Annotated in this window: 23 protein-coding genes; 16 read left to right on the forward strand and 7 right to left on the reverse strand. The window is 38.6% G+C overall.

The features are described 5' to 3' along the window. Nucleotides 1-113: 113 nt before the first annotated feature. Nucleotides 114-2,156: an oligopeptidase A gene (prlC, locus tag R3X26_RS06760; RefSeq protein WP_317716455.1), complete on the forward strand. Its 2,043-nt coding sequence runs from the start codon at nt 114-116 to the stop codon at nt 2,154-2,156. Nucleotides 2,157-2,318: 162 nt separating this feature from the next. Here prlC and asnC read toward each other — a convergent pair whose 3' ends face one another. Continuing rightward, nucleotides 2,319-2,780, reverse strand: a complete 462-nt coding sequence (gene asnC, locus R3X26_RS06765; protein ID WP_317716456.1) for a transcriptional regulator AsnC — start codon at nt 2,778-2,780, stop codon at nt 2,319-2,321. 223 nt (nt 2,781-3,003) lie between these two features. On the opposite strand from asnC, the gene R3X26_RS06770 reads away from it, so the two are divergent. Together R3X26_RS06770 and R3X26_RS06775 are read left to right on the forward strand one after the other, a co-directional pair. After that, on the forward strand, nt 3,004-3,780 hold the full coding sequence (locus tag R3X26_RS06770; protein WP_317716457.1) for a class I SAM-dependent methyltransferase: 777 nt from the start codon (nt 3,004-3,006) through the stop codon (nt 3,778-3,780). Nucleotides 3,781-3,886: 106 nt separating this feature from the next. After that, complete coding sequence (locus R3X26_RS06775; protein ID WP_317716458.1) at nt 3,887-4,333, forward strand: hypothetical protein; 447 nt, start codon at nt 3,887-3,889, stop codon at nt 4,331-4,333. Between the two features lie 118 nt (nt 4,334-4,451). Here R3X26_RS06775 and R3X26_RS06780 read toward each other — a convergent pair whose 3' ends face one another. Continuing rightward, entirely contained in the window at nt 4,452-5,324 is an 873-nt protein-coding gene (locus R3X26_RS06780; RefSeq protein WP_317716459.1) for a carboxylate/amino acid/amine transporter, read from the reverse strand. 64 nt (nt 5,325-5,388) lie between these two features. Beyond that, nucleotides 5,389-5,817 carry a universal stress protein gene (locus R3X26_RS06785; protein WP_317716460.1) on the reverse strand — a complete coding sequence of 143 codons (429 nt, stop codon included), beginning with the start codon at nt 5,815-5,817 and terminating at the stop codon, nt 5,389-5,391. 221 nt (nt 5,818-6,038) lie between these two features. Here R3X26_RS06785 and ftnA point away from each other — a divergent pair, with 221 nt between their 5' ends. The 3 genes from ftnA to R3X26_RS06800 all read left to right on the forward strand — a co-directional run bounded on the left by ftnA (nt 6,039) and on the right by R3X26_RS06800 (nt 8,344). Beyond that, complete coding sequence (ftnA, locus tag R3X26_RS06790; protein ID WP_317716461.1) at nt 6,039-6,569, forward strand: non-heme ferritin; 531 nt, start codon at nt 6,039-6,041, stop codon at nt 6,567-6,569. Between the two features lie 70 nt (nt 6,570-6,639). Continuing rightward, nucleotides 6,640-6,963: a universal stress protein UspB gene (uspB, locus tag R3X26_RS06795; protein WP_317716462.1), complete on the forward strand. Its 324-nt coding sequence runs from the start codon at nt 6,640-6,642 to the stop codon at nt 6,961-6,963. Nucleotides 6,964-7,156: 193 nt separating this feature from the next. Continuing rightward, on the forward strand, nt 7,157-8,344 hold the full coding sequence (locus R3X26_RS06800; RefSeq protein ID WP_317716463.1) for an NAD(P)/FAD-dependent oxidoreductase: 1,188 nt from the start codon (nt 7,157-7,159) through the stop codon (nt 8,342-8,344). An 85-nt stretch (nt 8,345-8,429) separates the two neighbouring features. Here R3X26_RS06800 and R3X26_RS06805 read toward each other — a convergent pair whose 3' ends face one another. After that, a complete protein-coding gene (locus R3X26_RS06805) occupies nt 8,430-9,317 on the reverse strand; it encodes an aspartoacylase (protein WP_317716464.1) in 888 nt (295 codons plus the stop codon). 52 nt (nt 9,318-9,369) lie between these two features. Next, nucleotides 9,370-10,824, reverse strand: a complete 1,455-nt coding sequence (locus tag R3X26_RS06810) for a YfcC family protein (RefSeq protein ID WP_317716465.1) — start codon at nt 10,822-10,824, stop codon at nt 9,370-9,372. A 150-nt stretch (nt 10,825-10,974) separates the two neighbouring features. On the opposite strand from R3X26_RS06810, the gene R3X26_RS06815 reads away from it, so the two are divergent. Beyond that, a complete protein-coding gene (locus R3X26_RS06815; RefSeq protein ID WP_317716466.1) occupies nt 10,975-11,880 on the forward strand; it encodes a LysR family transcriptional regulator in 906 nt (301 codons plus the stop codon). A gap of 147 nt (nt 11,881-12,027) precedes the next feature. Continuing rightward, nucleotides 12,028-12,789 carry a class II glutamine amidotransferase gene (locus R3X26_RS06820; protein WP_317716467.1) on the forward strand — a complete coding sequence of 254 codons (762 nt, stop codon included), beginning with the start codon at nt 12,028-12,030 and terminating at the stop codon, nt 12,787-12,789. Between the two features lie 113 nt (nt 12,790-12,902). Here R3X26_RS06820 and R3X26_RS06825 read toward each other — a convergent pair whose 3' ends face one another. Next, nucleotides 12,903-13,775, reverse strand: a complete 873-nt coding sequence (locus R3X26_RS06825) for a DMT family transporter (protein ID WP_317716610.1) — start codon at nt 13,773-13,775, stop codon at nt 12,903-12,905. A gap of 208 nt (nt 13,776-13,983) precedes the next feature. Here R3X26_RS06825 and rmuC point away from each other — a divergent pair, with 208 nt between their 5' ends. The 7 genes from rmuC to tatC all read left to right on the forward strand — a co-directional run bounded on the left by rmuC (nt 13,984) and on the right by tatC (nt 20,335). Continuing rightward, nucleotides 13,984-15,531, forward strand: a complete 1,548-nt coding sequence (gene rmuC, locus R3X26_RS06830; protein WP_317716468.1) for a DNA recombination protein RmuC — start codon at nt 13,984-13,986, stop codon at nt 15,529-15,531. 121 nt (nt 15,532-15,652) lie between these two features. Continuing rightward, nucleotides 15,653-16,435, forward strand: a complete 783-nt coding sequence (gene ubiE, locus R3X26_RS06835) for a bifunctional demethylmenaquinone methyltransferase/2-methoxy-6-polyprenyl-1,4-benzoquinol methylase UbiE (protein WP_317716469.1) — start codon at nt 15,653-15,655, stop codon at nt 16,433-16,435. Nucleotides 16,436-16,447: 12 nt separating this feature from the next. Continuing rightward, nucleotides 16,448-17,065 carry an SCP2 domain-containing protein gene (locus tag R3X26_RS06840; RefSeq protein WP_317716470.1) on the forward strand — a complete coding sequence of 206 codons (618 nt, stop codon included), beginning with the start codon at nt 16,448-16,450 and terminating at the stop codon, nt 17,063-17,065. Beyond that, nucleotides 17,062-18,696: a ubiquinone biosynthesis regulatory protein kinase UbiB gene (gene ubiB / locus R3X26_RS06845; RefSeq protein WP_317716471.1), complete on the forward strand. Its 1,635-nt coding sequence runs from the start codon at nt 17,062-17,064 to the stop codon at nt 18,694-18,696. The genes R3X26_RS06840 and ubiB overlap by 4 nt, the downstream gene beginning before the upstream one ends. A 151-nt stretch (nt 18,697-18,847) precedes the next feature. Further along, a complete protein-coding gene (gene tatA / locus R3X26_RS06850) occupies nt 18,848-19,096 on the forward strand; it encodes a Sec-independent protein translocase subunit TatA (protein WP_317716472.1) in 249 nt (82 codons plus the stop codon). Between the two features lie 3 nt (nt 19,097-19,099). Further along, nucleotides 19,100-19,483, forward strand: a complete 384-nt coding sequence (gene tatB, locus R3X26_RS06855; protein ID WP_317716473.1) for a Sec-independent protein translocase protein TatB — start codon at nt 19,100-19,102, stop codon at nt 19,481-19,483. Between the two features lie 84 nt (nt 19,484-19,567). Next, a complete protein-coding gene (tatC, locus tag R3X26_RS06860) occupies nt 19,568-20,335 on the forward strand; it encodes a twin-arginine translocase subunit TatC (protein ID WP_317716474.1) in 768 nt (255 codons plus the stop codon). 13 nt (nt 20,336-20,348) lie between these two features. Here the strand turns inward: tatC and R3X26_RS06865 are convergent, their stop codons facing one another. Further along, on the reverse strand, nt 20,349-21,122 hold the full coding sequence (locus tag R3X26_RS06865; RefSeq protein ID WP_317716475.1) for a TatD family hydrolase: 774 nt from the start codon (nt 21,120-21,122) through the stop codon (nt 20,349-20,351). Nucleotides 21,123-21,292: 170 nt separating this feature from the next. Here R3X26_RS06865 and hemB point away from each other — a divergent pair, with 170 nt between their 5' ends. Next, on the forward strand, nt 21,293-22,333 hold the full coding sequence (gene hemB, locus R3X26_RS06870; RefSeq protein WP_317716476.1) for a porphobilinogen synthase: 1,041 nt from the start codon (nt 21,293-21,295) through the stop codon (nt 22,331-22,333). The last annotated feature ends 511 nt before the right edge of the window (nt 22,334-22,844 follow it).

Here is a 22,844-nt window from a genome sequence, read left to right on the forward strand (position 1 = left end):
GCTCTTGAGTGTGATAAACAAATTATTTTCAAACCTTTTCATTATACGCCACTATTGAAAATTGCATAATCCGCCTACATCTAGGTATAAAGATTTTTATAAAGGAACGCTATATGTCCAACCCACTATTAGATTTTACAGATTTGCCTCCATTCTCTGCAATCAAACCTGAACATGTTAAACCAGCCGTAGAGCAAGCTATTGCTGATTGCAGAATTAAAGTTGAACAAGTGTTAGAAGGCAATACCAATCCTAGTTGGGAAAGCATTTGCGCTCCTTTAGCTGAAGTTGACGATAAATTATCACGTATTTGGTCACCCGTTAGCCATATGAATTCCGTGCTAAATAGCCAGCCCTTGCGTGAAGCGTATGAAAGTTGTCTGCCTTTATTGTCAGAATATGGAACTTGGGTTGGGCAGCACAAAGGATTGTACGAAGCATATAAATCTATCAAATCGAGCAGTGAATTTGCTACGTTAACTCAAGCTAAGAAGAAAAGTATTACGGATGCTCTACGTGATTTTGAGTTGTCAGGTATTGGCCTTCCAGCTGATCAACAGCATCGATATGGCGAGATAAGTAAGCGTATGTCTGAGCTTGGTTCGCAGTTTTCTAATAATGTGCTGGATGCGACTATGGGGTGGACTAAGCATATTACCCAAGAGTCTGATCTTAAAGGTATGCCAGAATCCGCTATGGATGCAGCAAAAGCGGCTGCGGAAGCTAAAGAATTAGATGGATGGTTATTAACACTTGATATCCCTTCTTATTTACCAGTACTCACCTATTGCGATAATCAAGAATTACGCAAAGAAATGTATGAAGCTTATGTCACTCGTGCTTCAGATAGAGGACCAATGGCTGGCAAATGGGATAATACAGAAGTGATGGCTGAGCAATTAAAGCTTCGCCATGAAATTTCGCGCTTGTTGGGCTTTGCCACTTATAGTGAGAAATCGCTAGCAACAAAAATGGCTGAAACCCCCGCACAGGTGATGGGGTTCTTAAATGATCTAGCCAGTAAAGTGAAGCCTCAAGGGGAGAAAGAAGTTCGTCAACTTACAGAGTTTGCTGAGAAAGAGTTTGGTGTAACCGAGTTGAACTTATGGGATATCGCGTATTATAGCGAAAAACAAAAGCAACATTTATTCCAAATTTCTGATGAAGAGCTGCGTCCTTATTTCCCAGAATCTAAAGCATTAAGCGGTTTGTTCGAAGTGTTAAAGCGTGTATTTAACATGCAGGTTATTGAAAAAGAAGGGGTAGATACGTGGCACTCTTCTGTTCGTTACTTTGATATTTTTGACCAAAATAACCAATTACGTGGGAGTTTTTATTTAGATTTATACGCACGTGAGAATAAGCGAGGCGGTGCATGGATGGATGAGTGTCGAGTAAGACGCATTAATCTTAATGGTGATTTGCAAACGCCCGTGGCTTATTTAACGTGTAACTTTAATAAGCCAGTAGGAGATAAACCTGCTCTGTTTACTCATGACGAAGTTGTGACTCTCTTTCATGAGTTTGGGCATGGAATACACCATATGTTGACGCAAGTTGATGTGTCTGACGTGTCTGGTATTAATGGCGTACCTTGGGATGCCGTGGAACTACCAAGTCAATTTTTAGAAAACTGGTGTTGGGAAGAAGAAGCTTTAGCTTTCATTTCTGGTCACTATGAAACAGGCGAACCGCTTCCTTCCGCTATGCTAGAAAAAATGCTAGCAGCTAAGAACTTCCAATCGGCTATGTTTATTCTTCGTCAGTTAGAGTTTGGTTTATTCGACTTTACTTTGCACACAGATTTCGATCCGGATGTAGGGCCTAAAGTGTTAGAAACGTTGGCTGACATTAAGAGTAAAGTGGCGGTGTTACCAAGTTTAGAGTGGAATCGATTTTCTCATGCCTTTAGTCATATTTTCGCTGGTGGTTATAGTGCTGGTTACTATAGCTACCTATGGGCAGAAGTGTTGAGCTCTGATGCATTTTCTCGCTTTGAAGAAGAAGGCATTTTTAATGCAGAAACAGGACAGAGTTTCTTGAAGAATATTCTAGAGATGGGTGGAAGCGAAGAGCCCATGGAGTTGTTTAAACGCTTTAGAGGCCGTGAGCCAAGCATTGATGCGCTATTAAGGCACTCTGGAATTGACGTTTAATTACCTTTTTCTTCTAACACACTCTGTTGCAGAGAGAGCAATAGAGTGTGTTAACTATAAATAAAGGAATGAACAGTAGATAAAAGGAAATAATAAAAAGCATTTGCGCATTAATTTTAGATAACGAGATAGCTTTAACGAAACCAAATAACTATAACTGCCTTAAGGAATCACATTCCGATTAATGGGATTTTGCAACGAAATAAGGGTTTCTGTTGATTGTACCTCATCAATAGCCTGTAATTTATCTATTAGCACGTATTGTAGTTCTTCAATTGAACGGCACATTAATTTTACAAAAATGTTGTAAGCCCCAGTGGTGTAATAGGCTTCAACGACTTCATCAAGTGCATTTAGCTTTTCAAGAGCTGAGTGGTAATCCCTGGCAGCATTTAAATTAATCCCGATAAAACAGCACACATCGTATCCTAGCTTTTTAGGGTTGATGACCACTTCTGTACCTTCTATTATGTCCGCCGCTTTCATTTTTTCTATACGGACATGAATGGTTGCGGGGCTGACATCAAATTGTTTGGCCATTTCTGCATAAGGACGTCGAGCATCCTCTAATAGGATTTTTAAAATGGCTCGATCTAAATCGTCGAGACGAGTTGTCGTGTGCATAAGGAAGAAATAAACCTAAAGTTGATTATTTTACTAGAGTATATTTTATTCAATTATGGGTTACTATCGCTTTAATGGTTATTCACTGTGTTGATGTTAGCAAAAGCACTAAGGGTGATTGTAATTGTTATATAACTTGAAGCCCCAAGTTGAATTAGTAGCAGAAGCAAAGCACACACAGTAAAATAGCCGAACCTTCATTTATTTACCTTTGGAGTCTTTTTTGCACCTGCAACTGATTTGTGAAGAAAATAGCCTTATCAACCGGTTAGAAGACATTGCTCAAACATGGTCACTACAACATGAAAAAAATAGTCATTTTGCTTTAGTGCTTACCTCAAAAAGGTTAGAGCTAAGGAAACTAGATGAGCCCAAATTAGGTGCCATTTATGTTGATTTAATAGGAGGAGCGGTTGGACACCGAAGAAAGTTTGGTGGTGGTAAAGGACAAGCGATTGCAAAAGCGGCAGGTTTAAATAAAGGTGTGACACCAACGGTTTTGGATGCAACCGCAGGTTTAGGTCGAGATGCATTTGTTTTAGCATCACTTGGGTGTCGTGTACAAATGGTAGAGCGTAATCCTGTTGTTGCTGCACTGCTTGACGATGGGCTAACAAGGGCAAAGAATGATCCTAATATTGGCTCTTGGGTAGCACAAAGAATGTCGCTGATTCATGCCTCTAGCCATGATGCGTTACAGCAATTGATGGCTGACGATGATTTTATTCACCCTGATGTAGTGTATCTCGATCCAATGTACCCTCATCCAGAAGGTAAAAAATCTGCGTTAGTGAAAAAGGAGATGCGAGTTTTTCAATCTTTAGTAGGTGCCGATCTTGATGCAGATGAACTTTTTGAACCAGCAATGAGTCTAGCGAATAAGCGAGTCGTGGTAAAAAGACCGGATTATGCAGATTGGTTAAATCAGCAAAAACCGAGTATGGCGATTGAAACTAAAAAAAATCGTTTCGATGTCTATGTCAAAAAATCAATGGTTTAACACATACGCTTCATTTTTTTATTGCAACGATAGATAAATAACGCTATATCTAACTAATAATCATTCTCAATCTTGTTTGAGGAATGGTATTTGTTGGAGTGATAAAATGACCAAAAGTTTGTGTAAATTAAATCATAGAGAAATCTCTGAAAGTTTAGGTGACATTTACTCGCTCGTTGCCGATGCAAAATATGTTTGTCGTTCATGCGCTCGCTCATGTCAGGATCGTTCTCAACTCTGTAAACCGGTTTCAATACCAAAAAAATATGGAGCGATTGCCGCTAACGCGAGTCCTGTGCAAAGTACCGTTGCTGTAGCGACACAAAGTAATGCAACGTTACCAGAAATGATATCGATAGAAGAAATACAATCGTTAAGTAAAAAAGATCTTAAAAAGGCTAAAAAACAAGCTAAAAAACAAGCCAAAGTCATGAAAAAAATGGCTAAGGTCGTAAAAAAACAGAGTAAGTTAATAGCAAAGCAGAAAAAAATAGAACAACAGTTTTTAAAGTTTAATACGCAGGATAGTCACCAACAATCAGCACTTCATTAACACTAATCATCGTTTTTTAGCGCTTGGTAGGTATCTATCAAGCGCTTATGTACTTATGTCAAAGGACGGCTAGCAAGACGCCGTCGTAAAAATGTTTTTATTAATCACGAGAGTTTTATTAATCGCGAGACAAGATGACTTTTCTTTTAATGAAAGTTTCATTGACCCAAAGAGAGAGCAATATCACTGCACCACCTAATAGTAGACGGGGAAGATCCGCATCTCTATTCCAAATCAGAATATTGACCACAAGGCCAGTCGGAACCAGTGCGTTGTTCATTGCCGCTAAGGTTCCAGCATTTACTAAGCAAGCTCCTTTGTTCCATAAAAAATAACCCATTCCTGAAGCTATGAGTCCAAGGTAAGTCAAAATGCCCCATTGAGTGAAGGTTGTTGGCATTTTATCGGCATTACCAAACAGAGCAAACGCTAAAACTGCGATACATAAAGCACCTAAATAAAAATAACCAAATATAGTGTGTTGCGGCAAATCGACAGGTTCTTTTTCCATAATGACTTTGTAGCCAACTTGACCAACGGCAAAGCAAAGGTTAGCGGCTTGCACCACTAAAAAGCCCAATAAAAAATCCTCATTGATTCCAGCGAACTTAATGACAGCCGCACCCGCTACAGCGATAAAAGCAGTAACAAGATACCAAGGAGAGAAACGACGTTTTAATACGTCATATACCAACGTGACATAAATAGGCGTAAAGATGGTAAATAACAACACTTCTGGAACAGAGAGAAGCATAAACGAGTGATAATAAAAACAATACATGAGCCCAAGTTGTATTCCACCAACGACCATAAGCTTAATAATGAGTTTTTTGGAGATGCCTCGAAATTTTAAAAAAGGTAAAAAAACGAGCAGAGCTAGTGCAACTCGCATTAATACAGAAAACCAAGAGTCAACTTGACCAGCTAAATAAACACCGATCAAGCTAAACGAAAACGCCCATAAAAGGGTGACTGAAGAAAGGTACCACATGCTTTATTATTACCTAATAACTGTTAAGGTCGCATAGTGTACCTTAAATTTTTGCTGTATTTAATTAGTCATCATGCAGAGGGACAACGAGCATATCAATAGGGACGCTATTGAGTAACTGTTTGGTGGAAGAAAGAATCGCACTCCAAAAATCTTGATGGTGTCCACAAATAACTAAATCAATATCTTTCTTCTCAATGGTTGCCTTTAATTCATACCCCAAATCACCACTACCGACTAAAGTATGTTTAATTGGCATTGCTGCGTTATCAGCAAGCTGTTTTAGTTGTTTTAACGATTCTTCCATAGCGTGATTTTGTGTTTCTGCTAAGTTAACATCAATTAATCCGGTGTATATTTCTGCATAATTGACATCAATATGAATAAAGGAAACGTCGGCACCTAAAGGCTTGGCTAGCATCACTGCTTTATCGATTAATATGCTGCTTTCTTTGCTTAGGTCAACAGCGACCAAAATATGTTTGTAGCTCATAATACTGCCTCCATTAAAGGGATTACTGTTTAAGCCTAGCACCTAAATTTAAAAAAATTTGTCGTAGTGATCTCATATCCTTGCCTGCTTTTTTTTGTATATATTCCTTACGGGGTTTTGTATCGTGGTATAGTTAGATTGAACCTAACTTCATTCTTAAAAATTTTGCTATAAGACTAAAGTTTTAAATTCAATACAAATGGACGTAAAAGGGAGTCTTCATGCTATCTCAAACAATGATCGATCAATTAAATGAGCAAATTAACCTCGAATTTTTCTCATCCAATCTATACTTACAAATGAGTGCTTGGTGTGAAGACAAAGGTTTTGAAGGTGCAGCCACATTTTTAAGAGCTCACGCAGTAGAAGAAATGGAGCACATGCAACGTCTATTTACTTATGTGAGTGAAACAGGAGCCATGCCAATTATTGGTATAATAGAGGCTCCTAAGTATGATTTTGCAAGTCTTGGTGAAGTATTTCGTGAAACTTATGAACATGAGCAAATGATTACAGAAAGAATTAATAAATTGGCCCATGGTGCCTTTTCATCACAAGATTACTCAACGTTCAATTTTTTACAGTGGTATGTTGCGGAGCAACACGAAGAAGAGAAACTGTTTAAAGGCATTTTAGATAAGTTAGAACTGATTGGTGAAGATGGCAAAGCGTTATTCTTTATTGATAAAGATCTAGCTGCGATGGCAAAAGAAGGATCATCTTCTGTAATGGAGGCTGGTGCAGCGGAATAATAAGCTGTACAAGAAAAGAGTGAATTAATCACTTTTTCCTCTAGCTTCTTAGAAGATGTAGGGAGGAAAAATGATCAGTGGAGACACTATAATCTTTACTCTTATGCTTATTGTAAGTGTAAATTTAGCGCGCTATTTAACTGCGTTACGTTCGTTAATTTATGTTATGCGAGAAGCTCATCCGCTTTTATATCAGCAAGTTGATGGAGGCGGGTTTTTTACCACACACGGCAACGTTACCAAGCAAGTCCGACTCTTTCATTATCTTAAAGACAAGGAATATCTAAATCATCATGATCCTGTCTTTATGCATAAGTGCCGTAAAGTCAGGGAGTTGTTTATTCTATTTGTCGCTTTAATTTGTGTGACTTTATTTGCATCTTTTATGGTGTAAAATAGTCAATAAACTTGCTACTTGTTTTCACTCTTGGAATGTAACTAAGAGTGAAGCTGTATGTAACTCTTAGTTGTAAATTTATCGCTATGGTGTTTTGCGGTTTGAAAACTCGTTAAAAATGGTCTCAAGGGAGGATGTGCGAATTCGTACATCCTCTTTATTTTTGTAAAGATAATGAAGGTAAAAAAATTTGGCAAATAAGGTCGATGTAGTCATTGTTGGTGCCGGTGCCGCAGGGCTTATGTGTGCGATAGAAGCGGGAAAGCGAGGCAGAAAAGTTTTGGTACTAGACCATGCTAAAAAACCTGGCCGAAAAATTCTAATTTCAGGTGGTGGGAAATGTAATTTTACCAACTACAATGTCTCTGCTAATCATTATCTTTGTCAAAACCCGCACTTTGTAAAATCCGCTTTATCGCAATACACTAACTGGGACTTTATCTCTTTAGTGTATAAACATGGCATTGAATTTGAAGAGCGAGAACATGGACAGCTTTTTTGTCTCGACTCAGCTAAACAGGTTGTCACAATGCTATTGGATGAGTGCCAACAAGCAGGAGTCCAGTTTCAGTATCAAGTAGAGGTTCACTCTATCAACAAAAGTGCTACTGGCTTTTCATTACAAGCGAATGCAGATCTTATGGAGTGTGAGTCTTTAGTTATAGCAACGGGTGGTTTATCAATGCCAAAGCTCGGCGCAACCCCATTTGGCTATAAAGTTGCAGAACAGTTTGGTTTACCCGTGATCCAAACAAACGCGGGATTAGTACCATTTACCTTGCATAACCAAGATAAAGAATCACTTACTAACCTATCAGGTATCGCAGTTCCGGTAGAGATTACCACTCAAGATGAAACCACTTTCAAAGAAGCATTATTGTTTACTCACCGTGGGTTGTCTGGGCCGTCGGTATTGCAGGTTTCCTCTTATTGGAAGCCGGGACAAGAAGTAATGATTAATCTTGTTCCTGATGTTGATGTAAAAGCACTTTTAGCTGTGTCGAAAGATAAACATCCTAATCAAAGTTTAAAAATCACATTAGCTAAAATTTTACCGAAAAGATTGGTTGAATCTCTGATAGAGAGAAAAGAGTTAGAAGATAAACCCCTCAAACAATTGAATGAAAAAGATGTACTAACTACGGTTTCGTTGTTAGAGAATTGGACAATAAAACCTAATGGAACCGAAGGCTATCGAACTGCTGAGGTAACACTTGGAGGTGTCGATACCGATTTTATTTCATCCAAGACGATGCAAGTAAAAGAGGTAGCTGGGCTGTATTTTATCGGTGAAGTGTTAGATGTGTCAGGATGGCTAGGAGGTTACAATTTCCAGTTTGCATGGAGTAGTGGTTTTGTCGCAGGGCAGTGGGTTTAGTAAACCGCCTTTCTAGCAAACACTCAGTCTAGCGAATACGTTGTCTAGCCAAAGTGTTTGCGTTGGACAATATTTGCAATGAGAATTAGTAATCACTAATGATGATTTTTTTCGATAATGTCATAGCGCTGGCACTTTTACGATAAGCCGCTTCGTTAATGAATAACGGATAAGTCGTATAATCACCTTCCCAGTGGATAGGTTGGCCATCAAAGGTTTCCATGACAACTTGACCTGGTTCTACCGGAGAAAAATCACGCTGGTCTACATGTTTCGATACGACACCATTACGTTCCCCTTTTTCTGTCAGAGGCAATAACAGATCACCGCTATATTGAAAAGCTTCATAAGATTTAGGTAAGTCTAAATGTTCATTTTTATTGTATAGAACGACAAAATCTAAAACATGTTGAGTCATGCTTTCCATCAATTCTAAAGTTTCATGTTGTAGGACTGAATTAGGTTGAGCACCAACTTCAATGGTAATGCCTTGCTTGGCTAGCGTGATCAAAAAACTATGTTCTTCTTCGGGAATATTATCTTGAAAAAAGATGTTTGATTCCGGCATGTTATGTTTAACATAAGCCGCCATTTTTAAATTAAAGTCATCTTTTTTTAAGAGCATTAAACAAGCGCCCATATTCGAAGTGGTATTATGTAAATCGATAATGAAATCAAATGGAGATTGCCCTTTGGGGCCAAGTTCTTGATTCAGTTTTTTCGCCAGTAGCTGTTCATAGCCTGTTTTTTGATTATCAGCCAAATCAAGTGGATAAAATTCGCGATTGAGATCAGATTCAATATAACGGACACTTTCTTCACAAGCTCTAGGGTTCGCTATTTTGGTTGTAATATTTAAATCATGCCATTTTTCAAGAAGCTGTTGATTAACCCATTTTTTAACAAGATATATTCCTGATAACTCATTGCCATGAGTTCCGCCTACTAACGCTATATTTTTTAATTGAGTCATTCTGTCCTCTCTATATCGCTGCGCAATATTTATTGCGCAGCGATTTTATTATTTAAGACCAGTTTGTGTATTGCGCAATAATCAGACATACCCAGCTAACCATGTAAACCATTACTATGACCGGGAATATGGTTTTTACCCATTGAGAGAAACTTACTTTTGCTAGAGCAAGCATAGCCAGTGTTCCACCAGAGGTTGGGATAATTAGATTGGTAATACCATCGCCTACTTGGAATGCCAAAATCATGACTTGATGACTGATGCCAATCAAATCGGCTAACGGAATCAATATAGGCATCGTCACCAGGGCTTGTCCGGAACCGCTTGGTATAAATAAGTTAATAAAGCCTTGAATAATACTAATAGTTACCGCTATTAACGATTCTGGTACATAGTTGAGTAACAAATTAAAAGAATGCACTATGGTATAGATGATTTGCCCGTCTTCTAAAACCACTTTTATGGATGCAGCTAATCCTATAACTAAAGCACCTCCGGTAACACTCGAAGCCCCTTCTATCATGTATTTTACGTATTGGTTTGCACCAATTCGGCAAGTTGCAGCAATGACAATTGAAATGAGAAGAAAGACAGCGGTAATTTCTTTGATGTACCAACTACGACCGAGATCTCCTGTTCCAGCTAAGTACGAGCAACCCGCAATAATGATGATTCCCATTAGGAATATAAACATGACGGCTTTATCTTGGGTACTCATTGTGTAGCGGTTGAGCTTAGAAGATAGATCCTTTTGAGCGACGACGTCATCACGAGATTTAGGGGCAACAAATGAAGTAATGTACCAAGCAAGAAGGGATAAACAGACAAAGGTTAAAATGCATCGAACAACAGCACCTGAAAATATAGGCAGTCCAGCAATATTTTGCGATACACCAACGGTATAAGGGTTAATTGGAGACAAGGCAAAACCAATACCAATACCACCGATAGATATACAAGCTCCCACTAGGTTCTTATAGCCTAAAGCACTTGAAACCAGCAGTGCAACTGGCACTAACGCAATATTATTCTCGAAACCGACTGCAATACCAAATACACCGTAAAGGTAAGTGGCAAGCCAAATCAGCACATTACCGCGTTCTAAACCTATACGTTTAACCGAACTACCTACGAAATTTTCTAACGCATTTGAGCGGTATAAAATATTAAACAGTCCGCCAGCAATGAATACGATGAATAAGTATTGAGCCGATTGAATTAACCCTTGTGGGATGGCAACAAAAATATCGAAAATTTTATTAACAACACCGAATACTCCAATAGGATCACTGGTGTCAGTTAAAAAATGAAAACTTCCAGCAATTACTCTCTGACGGCCATCAACGGTTTCAGTATCATAAACCCCTTGTGGTACTAACCAGGTTAACGCGCTCGCTATCAATAGAATATAAAAAATAAGTACCATGGGATCTGGAAACTTTTGATACCAAAATTTTGGGGTGTCGACGTTGTTAGATCGTGTTTCTGGTTGTTCTATTGTGCTCATAATGGTTCTCCATAACTTTTTTTAAAAGTAAAAATCCATTTACTTAAACTGAGTTTTATTGATGATTCCGTCAGAATGTCTCATATAGAATTTATTTACACAATGGCCACTTTTGCATGGTATTATTTGTAAATACTATGAGGTAACTTCATGCAATATAAACAACTTCAGGCTTTTCTTTCCGTCGTTCAGACGGGGTCATTTACTAAAGCCGCAACTGAATTGCGTATATCGCAACCATCGGTCAGCCGGTTAATAAAAGATCTACAAGAAACGCTGCAATTTAATCTGTTTGTTAAGAAAAAAGGTAAGATAATACCCACGTCAGAAGGGTTGGTTTTTTATGATGAGGTTAAAAATATATTTCATGGAATCAATCATCTAGAGTCGGTTGCTGAAAATATTAGGCATTCATCTGATGAACGCTTAACCATAGGCGCGACACCTGCATTAGCAACTAAAATAGTACCAATGATTATTAAAGATTTTATGCAGTACAATCCAGATGTGCAGATTACTGTACTTTCAGATAGCGTTAATGAGTTGATGCAAGGTTTGAGATATGCCAAGTATGATTTGATTATGACTAATGATGTTAATTATGATTTTGGTTTTATGAAAGAGCCTTTGATTACAATGGATTGGGTATGCGTTCTACCTGCTAGCCATAGATTGACAAAGCAAGAGGTGATTGGTCCTCAAGATTTAAATGGCGAAAGCCTACTTAAATTAGTTGATGAGGATGGTATCGAATGGAATAAACATAAAAAGCTTTTGCAAGAAAACAATATTGATGTCCGTCTCCAGTTTGCAACGCAGCGTTCACTTACGGGGTATGGTTTAGTTGCGAATGGGTTATGTATTGCTTTACTCGACTCTTTTAGTGCCGACCTTTGGTCCAATAGCGATGTGGTCATCCGGCCGTTTAAGCCAGCACTACAATATAAATATAGTCTGTATTACGCCTCTGACCGAATTCGCACTAATCTATCAAAAATCTTTTCTCAGCGTGCTCAAGAAAGTATTGCTGTTTTCAAGCAGAAATCCATCATTTGAAGTCATACTGTATCTAGGTTGCTATCGGTTATGTTAAAGCACTGGGAGAAAGCCTAAGCTGAGTGTACATTAGAGGGGAGAAAATCGATATGTCGTGCCTAAATCACAATGTAGGTATAGGTTTTAAATTATTTAGAAGGATTGATTATGTGTCGTTGGTTAGCTTATCAAGGTGAGCCTATTTATATGGATGAATTGGTCTATGAACCTGAACATTCATTAATCAATCAAAGTCTTGATGCACGCAAGGCGGTTACTCGAGTTAACGCAGATGGCTTTGGTCTCGGTTGGTATACAGAAAGAGAAACGCCAGGGGTATTTCATGAAGTTATGCCAGCATGGGGAGATGAAAACCTAGTTTCATTAACTCATCATATTCGCACACATCGTTTTATGGCGCATGTTCGTGCTTCTACCGGTTCATCGGTTTCTCGTTCTAATTGCCATCCTTTTGTGGCTGGTAATTGGATGTTTTTACATAATGGGCAAATTGCTGAGTTTGAATCTGTCCGATTTGAGTTAGAACGTCGCTTGCCAGAACATTTATACGTTAGGCGAAAAGGAGCGACAGATAGTGAATTGATTTTTTTGATGATGTTTAATTACGGATTACAAGAAAACCCCGCTAATGCTATTCAAGCTACGTTTGATGAAATAAAACAGGTGATGAAAAATAAAGCAATTGACGATCCTTTTAAAGCATCGATTTGTCTATCAGATGGCAATAATTTTTGGGTTGCTAGATACAGTAGCGATGGACACCCACCAACGGTTTATATGCGAAAAACCGAAAAAAATATTGTCTTTGCATCAGAACCATTAGAGAAAAATAATGAGTGGCAGGTTTTGCCTGCGCAATCGTTGTTGTATGTAGTCGGACAAAAAATATTTACTCACTACTTAACTTGAACAGCCTAAGTTCATCTGATTGCACCAAATTAACCTAATAACCAAAAAAACGGCAAAACTCTACAAGAGCTCGATGACCTAACGAATAGGAAACCAGTCAGTACATCGCTGAGTTAGCGCTTTATTTGTTGTATCAGCAAACCAATTACAATCATGACCAAGCCAATCAGCGTTGATACATGTATTTGTTCGCCAATTATATAGGCGAGTAAAACTAGGGAAATGAAAGGTGAAATAAAAATCAGGTTACTGATTCTAGCGGTATTTTGGGTGGATTTAAGAGCTGATACCCACAATACAAACGTTATCCCCATCTCAAATAAGCCAACATAAGAGACGGCTAACCATCCTTTAATGCTGATATCCCATGATGACTGCTCAAAAAAACACATCGCAATGGCAAAGGGTAAAGCAACCACAAACCCCAAAAACACACCAATAATAGGATCTGCCTTGTTTTTAGTGTTAAGGATCCAATAACCAGCCCAAAGTAAAGTCGAAAACAAGGCAAGAGCGACCCCTAAAGGGTTATCAAAATCTAACGCTAGTACATCACCTTTGGTGGCAATAACGACCACACCTAAATAACCTAAAGCACAGGCGATCCAGTCTTGTTTTTTGATTTTTTGACCAAGAAATAGGGCTGCCATTAAAGTGAGTGTGATGGCCCAACTGTAGTTTAACGGTTGAGCTTGTGAAGCTGGCAGTAATTCATAAGCTTTAAAGAGGATAAGATAATAAGCGAATGGATTGATCAGTCCAAGTATTAAAAAATAGCCCGGGTTTGCATAAAATGTGCGGGTAATTTGAGCGGTTTTGCCCTGATAACAACAGAGTAAAAATAGGGCAATTGCTGAAACCATACTTGCAACAGTCAACATTTGTATCGGGCTGAATTCTTGTAGCGTTATTTTGAAAGCTGTGGCTACCGTAGACCAAAGCAATACTGCAGCCATTCCAAAGCCCAAAGCGCGACGTTCATTAATCATAGTGTTTTTATTTAGTCTTATTAGATGCTAGATACTATCACTCCTAGGAACGAGCATGAAAGACTTGAATGATAGAAGATATACGAACTATTTCCTGATGGACTGACTATTTTAATAACGGACAGGTTATTGCTGTAATGGACTGGACATTTATCCAGTGCACACTTACCATTTGCGCAGTATTCAAAGAACTAAGATAGCCCTCATGCAGTGGATTATAGAAAACCAACAACTTGTTATTGCCATCCTATCCAGCGGTATTATATCGGCTTTTGTAGTCGGTTGGTGGATAAAACAAAAAACTCAATTTCAAATGCAGCTTTTAAAGCAAGAAGCGGAAGCACAACAACAAGTGCTGCAAATAAAAAATGAGCAACTGCAATTAACCATAGAACAATTGCAACTAACCATAGAGCAAGCTCAATCAGAATTAGATAAACTCGATATTGAACGAGATAAAGTTTCCTATGAGTTAAAACAAACCCATGGTCAGTTAATGGCTGCAACCGAAAATTTAAGTCATTTTGAAAGCGTTAAAAAAGAGAGTTTACGTTATTCTCAGTTACTCGAATTAGCAAGAGAAGAAATATCGCAAAGAAAAGCAGAACAACGAGAACAGCAAGCAAGACATCAAGCTGAACTCAAGGCAAATAATGACAAAGTCGAGTTATTGGAAAAAGCCGAACAGCGTTTGAAGCAGGAATTTGAGCAGTTAGCGAATAACCTTTTCGACATTAAAACCGCTCGAGTTGATCAGCAAAATAAACAAAGTTTAGAAGGATTGCTTTCCCCGTTGAAAGAGCAATTAGAAGGGTTTAAAAAGCAAGTTGCCGACAGTTATGGTGAAGAAGCTAAAGAACGGCATACTTTAGTACATGAAATTAAAAACCTACAAAAACTTAATCAACAGATGAGTAAAGATACGGTTAATTTAACTCAAGCATTAAAAGGCGACAATAAGCAACAAGGCAATTGGGGTGAAGTTGTGTTAGCTCGAGTTCTTGCTGAATCTGGTTTGCGAGAAGGTCACGAATATCAAACTCAAGTAAACTTGCAAAATGAAGCAGGTAAACGCTATCAACCTGATGTCATTGTTCATTTACCTCAAGACAAACAGGTGGTAGTCGATTCAAAAATGACGCTCGTTGCGTATGAACGCTACTTTAATGCGGAATCGGAGCAAGAAAAAGAGCAATCATTAAACCAACATTTAGTGGCAATGCGAGCCCATATAAAAGGGTTAAGCCTTAAAGATTACCAACAGCTGAAAGGCATACAAAGCCTCGATTATGTCCTAATGTTTATTCCAATTGAATCTGCTTTCCAACTTGCAATAGAAGCCGATCCTAGCCTAGTGAAAGACGCAATGGAAAAGAATATCATTGTAGTCAGTCCGACCACTTTGATGGTGGCATTGAGAACAATTGATAACCTTTGGCGTAATGAAAGACAAAATCAAAATGCGAAAGTAATTGCAGAAAGAGCAAGTAAACTGTACGACAAGTTACGACTTTTCCTTACGGATATGGATTCTTTAGGCCAATCATTAGACAGAGCAAACCAGAACTATCAGGGAGCCATGAATAAACTGGCCACAGGTCGGGGCAATGTAATTAGACAAGCAGAAAGTTTTAAAGATTTGGGAGTGGAAGTAAAACGACCGATTCCAACCAGTATTACGGAGCTCACGCAAAATAGCTTAACGGAAGAAACGGCAAAAGAAAGACATCAGGCAGAGGATAAAGTAAACTAATTATCCGCAATTCCTACAGGTTTGTTATACGGTAAACTGAGTGTTTGTACTGTACTTAGTTAAAAAATTGAACAATATGAAGCATCAAACTGGTTGTTAAGGTATTGCCAAAGAGGGAAAAATGACAGATTTTAGTGTAAATGATGATTCGGCAGTACCGTCGGATGAAACAACACATTTTGGTTTTCAAACAGTAGCAAAAGAAGAAAAAGTCGCCAAAGTAGCGGAAGTATTTCATTCTGTCGCCACCAAATACGACATTATGAATGATCTTATGTCTGTAGGTGTTCATCGTATCTGGAAGCGATTTACTATTGATTGTAGCGGCGCTAGAGCCGGGCAGAAAATTTTAGACCTTGGTGGTGGCACGGGCGACTTAACGGCGAAGTTTTCCAGGATTGTTGGAGAAAAAGGCCATGTTGTGCTTGCTGATATCAACAACTCTATGTTGAATGTCGGTCGAGATAAACTGCGTGATGTTGGCATTGTAGGCAACGTTCATTATGTACAAGCTAATGCAGAAGAGCTGCCTTTTCCAGACAACTATTTTGATTGTATAACCATCAGCTTTTGCTTAAGAAATGTTACCGATAAAAATAAAGCACTGCGCTCTATGTTCCGTGTTCTTAAGCCTGGTGGACGTTTGTTGGTATTAGAGTTTTCGAAACCGATACTCGAACCTTTGTCTAAAATTTATGATGCCTACTCATTTCACTTATTACCTAAAATGGGTCAATTGATTGCAAATGATTCAGAAAGTTATCGCTATTTGGCTGAATCTATTCGCATGCACCCAGATCAAGATACACTTAAAGGCATGATGGAAGACGCTGGCTTCGAAAGTACCAGCTACCACAATTTAACCGGTGGTATCGTTGCGTTACACCGTGGTTATAAATTCTAAGGTGGATAATAAATGCTTGAGCTAGGTTTGGCTGATCAAATTGCGACCGCTGCAATTGAAACGGCAATAAACACATTGATCAAAGACAATCCCGAGCACGGACGACGTTTAAATCGTCTAAAAGGGCAAGTGTTACAAATAAACCTTATCGAATTAAATAGAACGCTCACGTTTGTATTCAGTCAACAAGTGGATGTATTGGCTCAATATGAAGGGACAACAGACTGCTATCTTTCATTGGATTTAGCGGTGTTGCCTCAACTGAAAGACCAAAACAATATTACGCGCTTAATTAAGCAAGAGAAATTGCAGCTTGAAGGGGATCTTAAACTGGCTCAACAGTTTTCTCAATTAATGCAAGATTGTAAGCCTGATATTGAAGAATGGCTTTCCAGAGGGACTGGCGATGTTGTCGCTCATACTATCGTGCAAGGCGCTAAAGATACCAATGGTTGGATTAAAGACCGAATGATGAAGCAGCAAAATCGTTTGGCTCAAGTGTTAACCGAAGAATGGAAAATTGCACCAGGGCCTCTTGAAGTTGCCTACTTTTGCGATCAGGTTTCAGATATTAACGCGGATATCAAAGCGATAGAAAAGCGATTGGCTAACTTGTTGGAGAAAGCATGAAACCAGCAGAACTGCGCCGCCTATACCATATTTTAAAAGTTCAACTAGAGTATGGTTTAGATGAATTGATACCAGAACACGATTTAACAAAAAAACCCTTACTTGCCCGTAAAGCTCTATTTTGGATAAAAAACAAACATAAAGATAAAGAGCTAGGTGTTAGGTTACGTTTAGCTCTGCAAGAACTGGGTCCTGTATGGATCAAGTTTGGACAGATGATGTCTACTCGACGTGATCTTTTTCCTCCGTACTTAGCCGACCAATTAGCGTTACTGCAAGATAGAGTGGCTCCTTTCGATGGCCAACAAGCCAAAAATGAAATAGAAAAAGCACTGGGCGGACCTTTAGAAAATTGGTTTACTGATTTTGATATTGAGCCATTAGCTTCCGCATCTATCGCCCAAGTTCATACTGCAAAGTTAAAAAGTAACGCTCGAGAAATCGTTCTTAAAATCATTCGTCCTGATATTCGTCCCGTTATTGAATCGGACATTAAGTTAATGTTTCGAATGGCTAAAATTGTTGCCAATACTGCTCCAGAAGCAAAGCGGCTGAAACCGGTTGAAGTGGTTCGTGAATATGAAAAAACGTTAATTGATGAGCTTGACCTTCGTCGAGAAGCCGCTAATGCCATTCAATTACGACGTAATTTTGAAGGCAGTGAAGAGCTGTATGTTCCGGAGGTAATAACCGATTTTAGCAGTGAAGCGTTGATGGTATCGGAACGTATTTATGGGATCCAAGTATCTGATATTGATGGATTAGTCGCAAATAATACCAATATGCAGTTATTAGCTGAGCGTGGTGTTAGTGTTTTCTTTACTCAAGTTTTTCGGGATAGTTTCTTCCATGCGGATATGCATCCAGGAAATGTGTTTGTTAATCCCGAACATCCGGAAAACCCTCAGTGGATAGGTCTCGATTGCGGTATTGTCGGTACACTCAATAGTGAAGATAAGCGCTACCTTGCTGAAAACTTTTTAGCCTTTTTTAATCGCGATTATCAGAAAGTCGCACAACTTCATGTTGATTCGGGTTGGGTTCCAGCAGATACCAATATAAAAGAATTTGAATTTGCTATTCGAATTGTATGTGAACCCATTTTTGCCAAACCTTTATGTGAAATTTCTTTTGGTCATGTATTACTTAATTTATTTAATACAGCGCGTCGTTTTAATATGGAAGTGCAACCGCAATTAGTTTTGTTGCAAAAAACATTACTGTACGTGGAAGGGTTAGGGAGACAGCTTTATCCACAGCTTGATTTATGGAAAACAGCGAAACCATTTTTAGAGAAATGGATGGCGAATCAGGTCGGCCCTCAAGCCGTAATTAATGCGATTAAAGACAAAGCCCCTTTTTGGGCTGAGCGATTACCTGAGTTACCCGAACTACTTTACGATGGTTTGAAACAGAGTCGAGAAATGAACCAGAAAATGGAGCAACTCTATTCTGGTTACAAGTTAACAAAACAGCAACATGCAAAAGGTAAACTATTATTTGGTGCGGGGGCGACCATGGTGGTTTGCTCGACTATTTTATTATTAGGTCCTCATTGCACTCTGGCAATGGTTGCTGGTTCGGCCGGTCTTACTTGTTGGGGACTGAGTTGGTATGTTTATAGTAAATAATTTTAACGTTATTTGAAATCCTACTTAGGAATAGGTAGTCGCGTAGTAGATGTCACATTTTGCTTGCTTAATTGGCGTGTACGCGGTAAATAACAAGTACACTAGCAAACTTATTTATAGTTTATATTTTATATAACCCGAGGTGTTAATAATGGGCGGTATTAGTATTTGGCAACTGCTTATCATAGCAGTTATTGTTGTTTTACTATTTGGAACAAAAAAACTACGCAACATGGGTGGTGACTTAGGTTCTGCAGTAAAAGGTTTTAAAAAAGCCATGAGTGATGAAGACTCGGTAAAAAAAGAAGCAAAAGATGCCGACTTTGAACCACAAAATTTAGAGCAAAAGTCAGCTCAAGCTTCTGCTGAAGAAGTTAAAAAAGACAAAGAGAAGGCTTAATCTGTGTTTGATATCGGTTTTTGGGAACTGGTATTAATATCTGTTGTAGGCTTAGTAGTACTTGGCCCTGAAAGATTACCTGTTGCTATACGTAGTATTTCTAAATTTATGAATAGCGCAAAGGCCATGGCGAATGGAGTAAAAGACGAACTTACCCATGAGCTAAAAATTCAAGAACTACAAGATAACCTAAAAAAAGCTGAGAAAATGGGGATGGAAGAATTGGCCCCAGATCTTAAAGCTTCCGTTGAAGAATTAAAGAAAGCGGCAGCAGATGTTCAAAGACCTTATGCGAAAGAGTCAAAATCAACCAATGCAGTTGAGCAACCTGAACAGGTTGATCCTGCAAAAAGTGATGCTGGCTCAGAAGCAAAAAAACTGGATTAATCGGTTTATGATTCATTCGGTATTATTTTGATTGAGCTGCTATTACAAGCAGCTCTTTCTGTTTTTTAAATTTAGAGGTTCATTATGGCGTCAGCTGAACAAACCCAACCTTTGATTAGCCATTTACTCGAGCTGAGAAATCGCCTATTAAGAGCGATGTTAGCGGTTATTATTGTGTTCGTTGGCTTGATCTATTTTGCTAACGATATTTATGAGTTTGTCTCATCACCATTAGTCGATCGTTTGCCTGAAGGGGCAACGATGATCGCAACTGACGTAGCATCTCCGTTCTTTACACCATTAAAATTGACGTTAATAGCTTCTATTTTTATTGCTGTGCCTTTTATTCTTTACCAAGTATGGGCCTTTGTCGCGCCGGGTTTGTATAAACACGAACGCAAACTGATTATGCCGCTGCTGTTTTCAAGCTCTTTGCTTTTTTATTGTGGTGTTGCATTTGCTTACTATGTTGTCTTTCCACTGGTGTTTAGTTTTTTTACCGCTATATCATTAGGTGGGGTCGAGTTCGCAACGGATATCTCTAGTTACCTAGACTTTGTTTTAGCACTATTCCTTGCTTTTGGCATCGCATTTGAAGTTCCGGTGGCTATTATTTTGTTATGCTGGACTGGTGCAACGGATCCAAAGAGCCTTGCAGAAAAACGTCCTTATATCGTTGTTGCCGCCTTTATTGTTGGCATGATGCTAACGCCACCAGATATGATTTCTCAAACTCTGTTGGCGATACCTATGTGTATCTTATTTGAAATCGGACTGTTCTTTGCTCGCTTCTATATCAGAAAAGAGACAGACGAGAGCTCAGAAAATCAGGCTACAGAAGAAAAAAGTTAATCACCGAACTCGGCTAAGCAGCAGAAGTTAATTTAAATAGCTTTTGCGCATTGTAAGTAGTGAGGTTGTCGACTTCTGAAAGACTGATATTTCTTAATTCAGCGATTCTCTTAGCAACCAGTTCCGTATAGGACGGTTCATTGCGTTTACCGCGATGCGGAACAGGTGCAAGGTATGGGCAATCAGTCTCTAGCAGCACATAATCTAGATCTAGAGAGGGAATAACTTTATCCATTCCACCATTTTTAAACGTTGAAACACCGCCTAAACCTAAGTGAAACCCTAAGTCATTGATAGCTTTCGCTTGCTCTACACTTCCACCAAAACAGTGAAATACACCAGATAAAGAACCGTCTTGCTGTTGCTTTAATAACTTTAGTGTTTCTTCTATTGAATCTCTAGTATGAATCACCACAGGTAACTTCATTTCTTTTGCCCAAGCCAACTGAGTAACAAAGGCATATTCTTGTTGTGTGCGATACGTTTTATCCCAATAAAGGTCAATACCAATTTCACCCACAGCAATAAAATTATGTTTGGCAAACCATGAATAAATTGTTTCCAGTGTTTGCTTAACGTCACTATCTACATAGCAAGGGTGCAGGCCCATCATTGAGCGACAAATGGTTGGATATTGGGCTTCAGTTTTTAGCATCGGATCAATAGAGTTAAGGTCGATATTTGGTAACAAAATCGTATCTATACCGCAACTTATCGCCCGTTGAACAACTTCGTCTCTGTCGTTATCAAATTCAGTTGCGTAAATATGAGCATGAGTATCTATCATTGTTTTCTCTTCGATTGGTGACTATTCAACTAATACTGGTGAAGTATATATGGAATTTGTGCTTTAGAGATAATTTCTACCTTATTATCACTTCAATCAAATATCGACAGTGATATGATGTGTTTGTGAACCAAATTATAACGACAGAATAGAAGGCAAGGAGAAATCAGGTGTCCATTTCTATAAAAGGTGAATTCCCATTACGCCGCATGCGTCGTATGCGTAAGCATGATTTTAGCCGTCGCTTAATGGCGGAAAATCAAATCAGTGCCAGTGACCTTATTTATCCAATGTTTATTCTTATGGGTAAAAACCGACGAGAAGCTGTCGACTCTATGCCAGGAGTGGAACGGTTATCAATTGATTTAATGCTGGAAGAAGCTCAACTGTTGGCTAAATTAGGCGTGCCTGCAATTGCTCTATTTCCTGTCGTAAATCAAGATGTAAAAAGTTTATGTGCTCAAGAAGCTTACAACCCAGAAGGCTTGGCTCAACGAGCCGTTAAAGCATTAAAAGAACATGTGCCTGAAATTGGTGTCATTACTGACGTTGCACTTGACCCATTCACGACTCATGGCCAAGACGGTATTATTGACGAGACCGGTTATGTAATGAATGAAGCAACGACAGAGGTTCTTATCAAGCAAGCCTTGTCGCATGCTGAAGCTGGTGCTGATGTTGTCGCGCCATCCGATATGATGGACGGACGTATTGGTTGTATTCGAGAAGCGTTAGAAGAAGCAGGTTATATTCATACTCAAATAATGGCTTATTCAGCAAAATACGCTTCAAATTATTATGGTCCATTTAGAGATGCGGTTGGTTCGGCATCTAACCTCAAAGGTGGCGATAAAAAAAATTACCAAATGGACCCTGCTAATAGTGATGAAGCGCTTCATGAAGTTGCAATGGATATCAATGAAGGCGCGGATATGGTTATGGTGAAACCAGGTATGCCGTATTTAGATGTTGTTCGTCGAGTAAAATCAGAGCTTCAAGTGCCTACTTTTGCTTATCAAGTGTCTGGTGAGTACGCTATGCATAAAGCAGCGATTCAAAATGGTTGGTTAAAGGAGCGCGAGACGGTAATGGAATCCCTATTGTGCTTTAAACGTGCAGGCGCAGACGGTATTTTGACTTATTTTGCTAAAGATGTTGCACTCTGGTTAGCTGAAGAGGGAAATAGAGTAGTAGAAAATACCAATAAATAACTGAATCTGTGAGTCTGATCCTCGAATTAAAACCATTAATTGAGAATTATTATCAAATAATGGTTGCATTATAAATGAGAATGGTTATTATTACGGTGTCTTCAGGGGGAAATTCAAATTCGATAACTTTTTTGAATTTTGCCTCTAAATGACACGACATTGCTCACAATGCTTCCAGTGAATTAAGCTTCTAGGTCAAATGGAATGCAATTCTATTTATACCAATTATGCTAGGCGACATCTTTTGATGTCGCTTTCTTTTTTTTAAAACCCATATAGCCACTTTTCTTCTCTATTATTATTAATAGAACGCAACTATCTGTTTACATATATATATCTTTTCCACAATTGAAGATCATTTATTGATCTTGTTTTTTTGAATCTAAATATTATTAAGTTTTTGATTTTATTTATTTTTATAGAAAATTAAGTTGCTGGATTATTGGTTGTTATTTGTTCGATCATAAAATACAAACAGACTTATCCACAGAAAATATAGATCGTTTTCACA

This window comes from Vibrio sp. TH_r3, assembly GCF_033101115.1.
Taxonomy (GTDB): domain Bacteria; phylum Pseudomonadota; class Gammaproteobacteria; order Enterobacterales; family Vibrionaceae; genus Vibrio.

Coding starts and splice junctions, on each gene's coding strand:
- R3X26_RS06805 (WP_317716464.1), bottom strand. CDS start 9,317: ATGACTCAATTAAAAAATATAGCGTTAGTAGGCGGAACTCATGGCAAT.
- asnC (WP_317716456.1), bottom strand. CDS start 2,780: ATGCACACGACAACTCGTCTCGACGATTTAGATCGAGCCATTTTAAAA.
- R3X26_RS06865 (WP_317716475.1), bottom strand. CDS start 21,122: ATGATAGATACTCATGCTCATATTTACGCAACTGAATTTGATAACGAC.
- tatC (WP_317716474.1), top strand. CDS start 19,568: ATGGCGTCAGCTGAACAAACCCAACCTTTGATTAGCCATTTACTCGAG.
- R3X26_RS06810 (WP_317716465.1), bottom strand. CDS start 10,824: ATGAGCACAATAGAACAACCAGAAACACGATCTAACAACGTCGACACC.
- R3X26_RS06820 (WP_317716467.1), top strand. CDS start 12,028: ATGTGTCGTTGGTTAGCTTATCAAGGTGAGCCTATTTATATGGATGAA.
- R3X26_RS06780 (WP_317716459.1), bottom strand. CDS start 5,324: ATGTGGTACCTTTCTTCAGTCACCCTTTTATGGGCGTTTTCGTTTAGC.
- ftnA (WP_317716461.1), top strand. CDS start 6,039: ATGCTATCTCAAACAATGATCGATCAATTAAATGAGCAAATTAACCTC.
- uspB (WP_317716462.1), top strand. CDS start 6,640: ATGATCAGTGGAGACACTATAATCTTTACTCTTATGCTTATTGTAAGT.
- ubiE (WP_317716469.1), top strand. CDS start 15,653: ATGACAGATTTTAGTGTAAATGATGATTCGGCAGTACCGTCGGATGAA.
- prlC (WP_317716455.1), top strand. CDS start 114: ATGTCCAACCCACTATTAGATTTTACAGATTTGCCTCCATTCTCTGCA.
- tatA (WP_317716472.1), top strand. CDS start 18,848: ATGGGCGGTATTAGTATTTGGCAACTGCTTATCATAGCAGTTATTGTT.
- R3X26_RS06815 (WP_317716466.1), top strand. CDS start 10,975: ATGCAATATAAACAACTTCAGGCTTTTCTTTCCGTCGTTCAGACGGGG.
- R3X26_RS06840 (WP_317716470.1), top strand. CDS start 16,448: ATGCTTGAGCTAGGTTTGGCTGATCAAATTGCGACCGCTGCAATTGAA.
- R3X26_RS06775 (WP_317716458.1), top strand. CDS start 3,887: ATGACCAAAAGTTTGTGTAAATTAAATCATAGAGAAATCTCTGAAAGT.
- ubiB (WP_317716471.1), top strand. CDS start 17,062: ATGAAACCAGCAGAACTGCGCCGCCTATACCATATTTTAAAAGTTCAA.
- rmuC (WP_317716468.1), top strand. CDS start 13,984: ATGCAGTGGATTATAGAAAACCAACAACTTGTTATTGCCATCCTATCC.
- R3X26_RS06785 (WP_317716460.1), bottom strand. CDS start 5,817: ATGAGCTACAAACATATTTTGGTCGCTGTTGACCTAAGCAAAGAAAGC.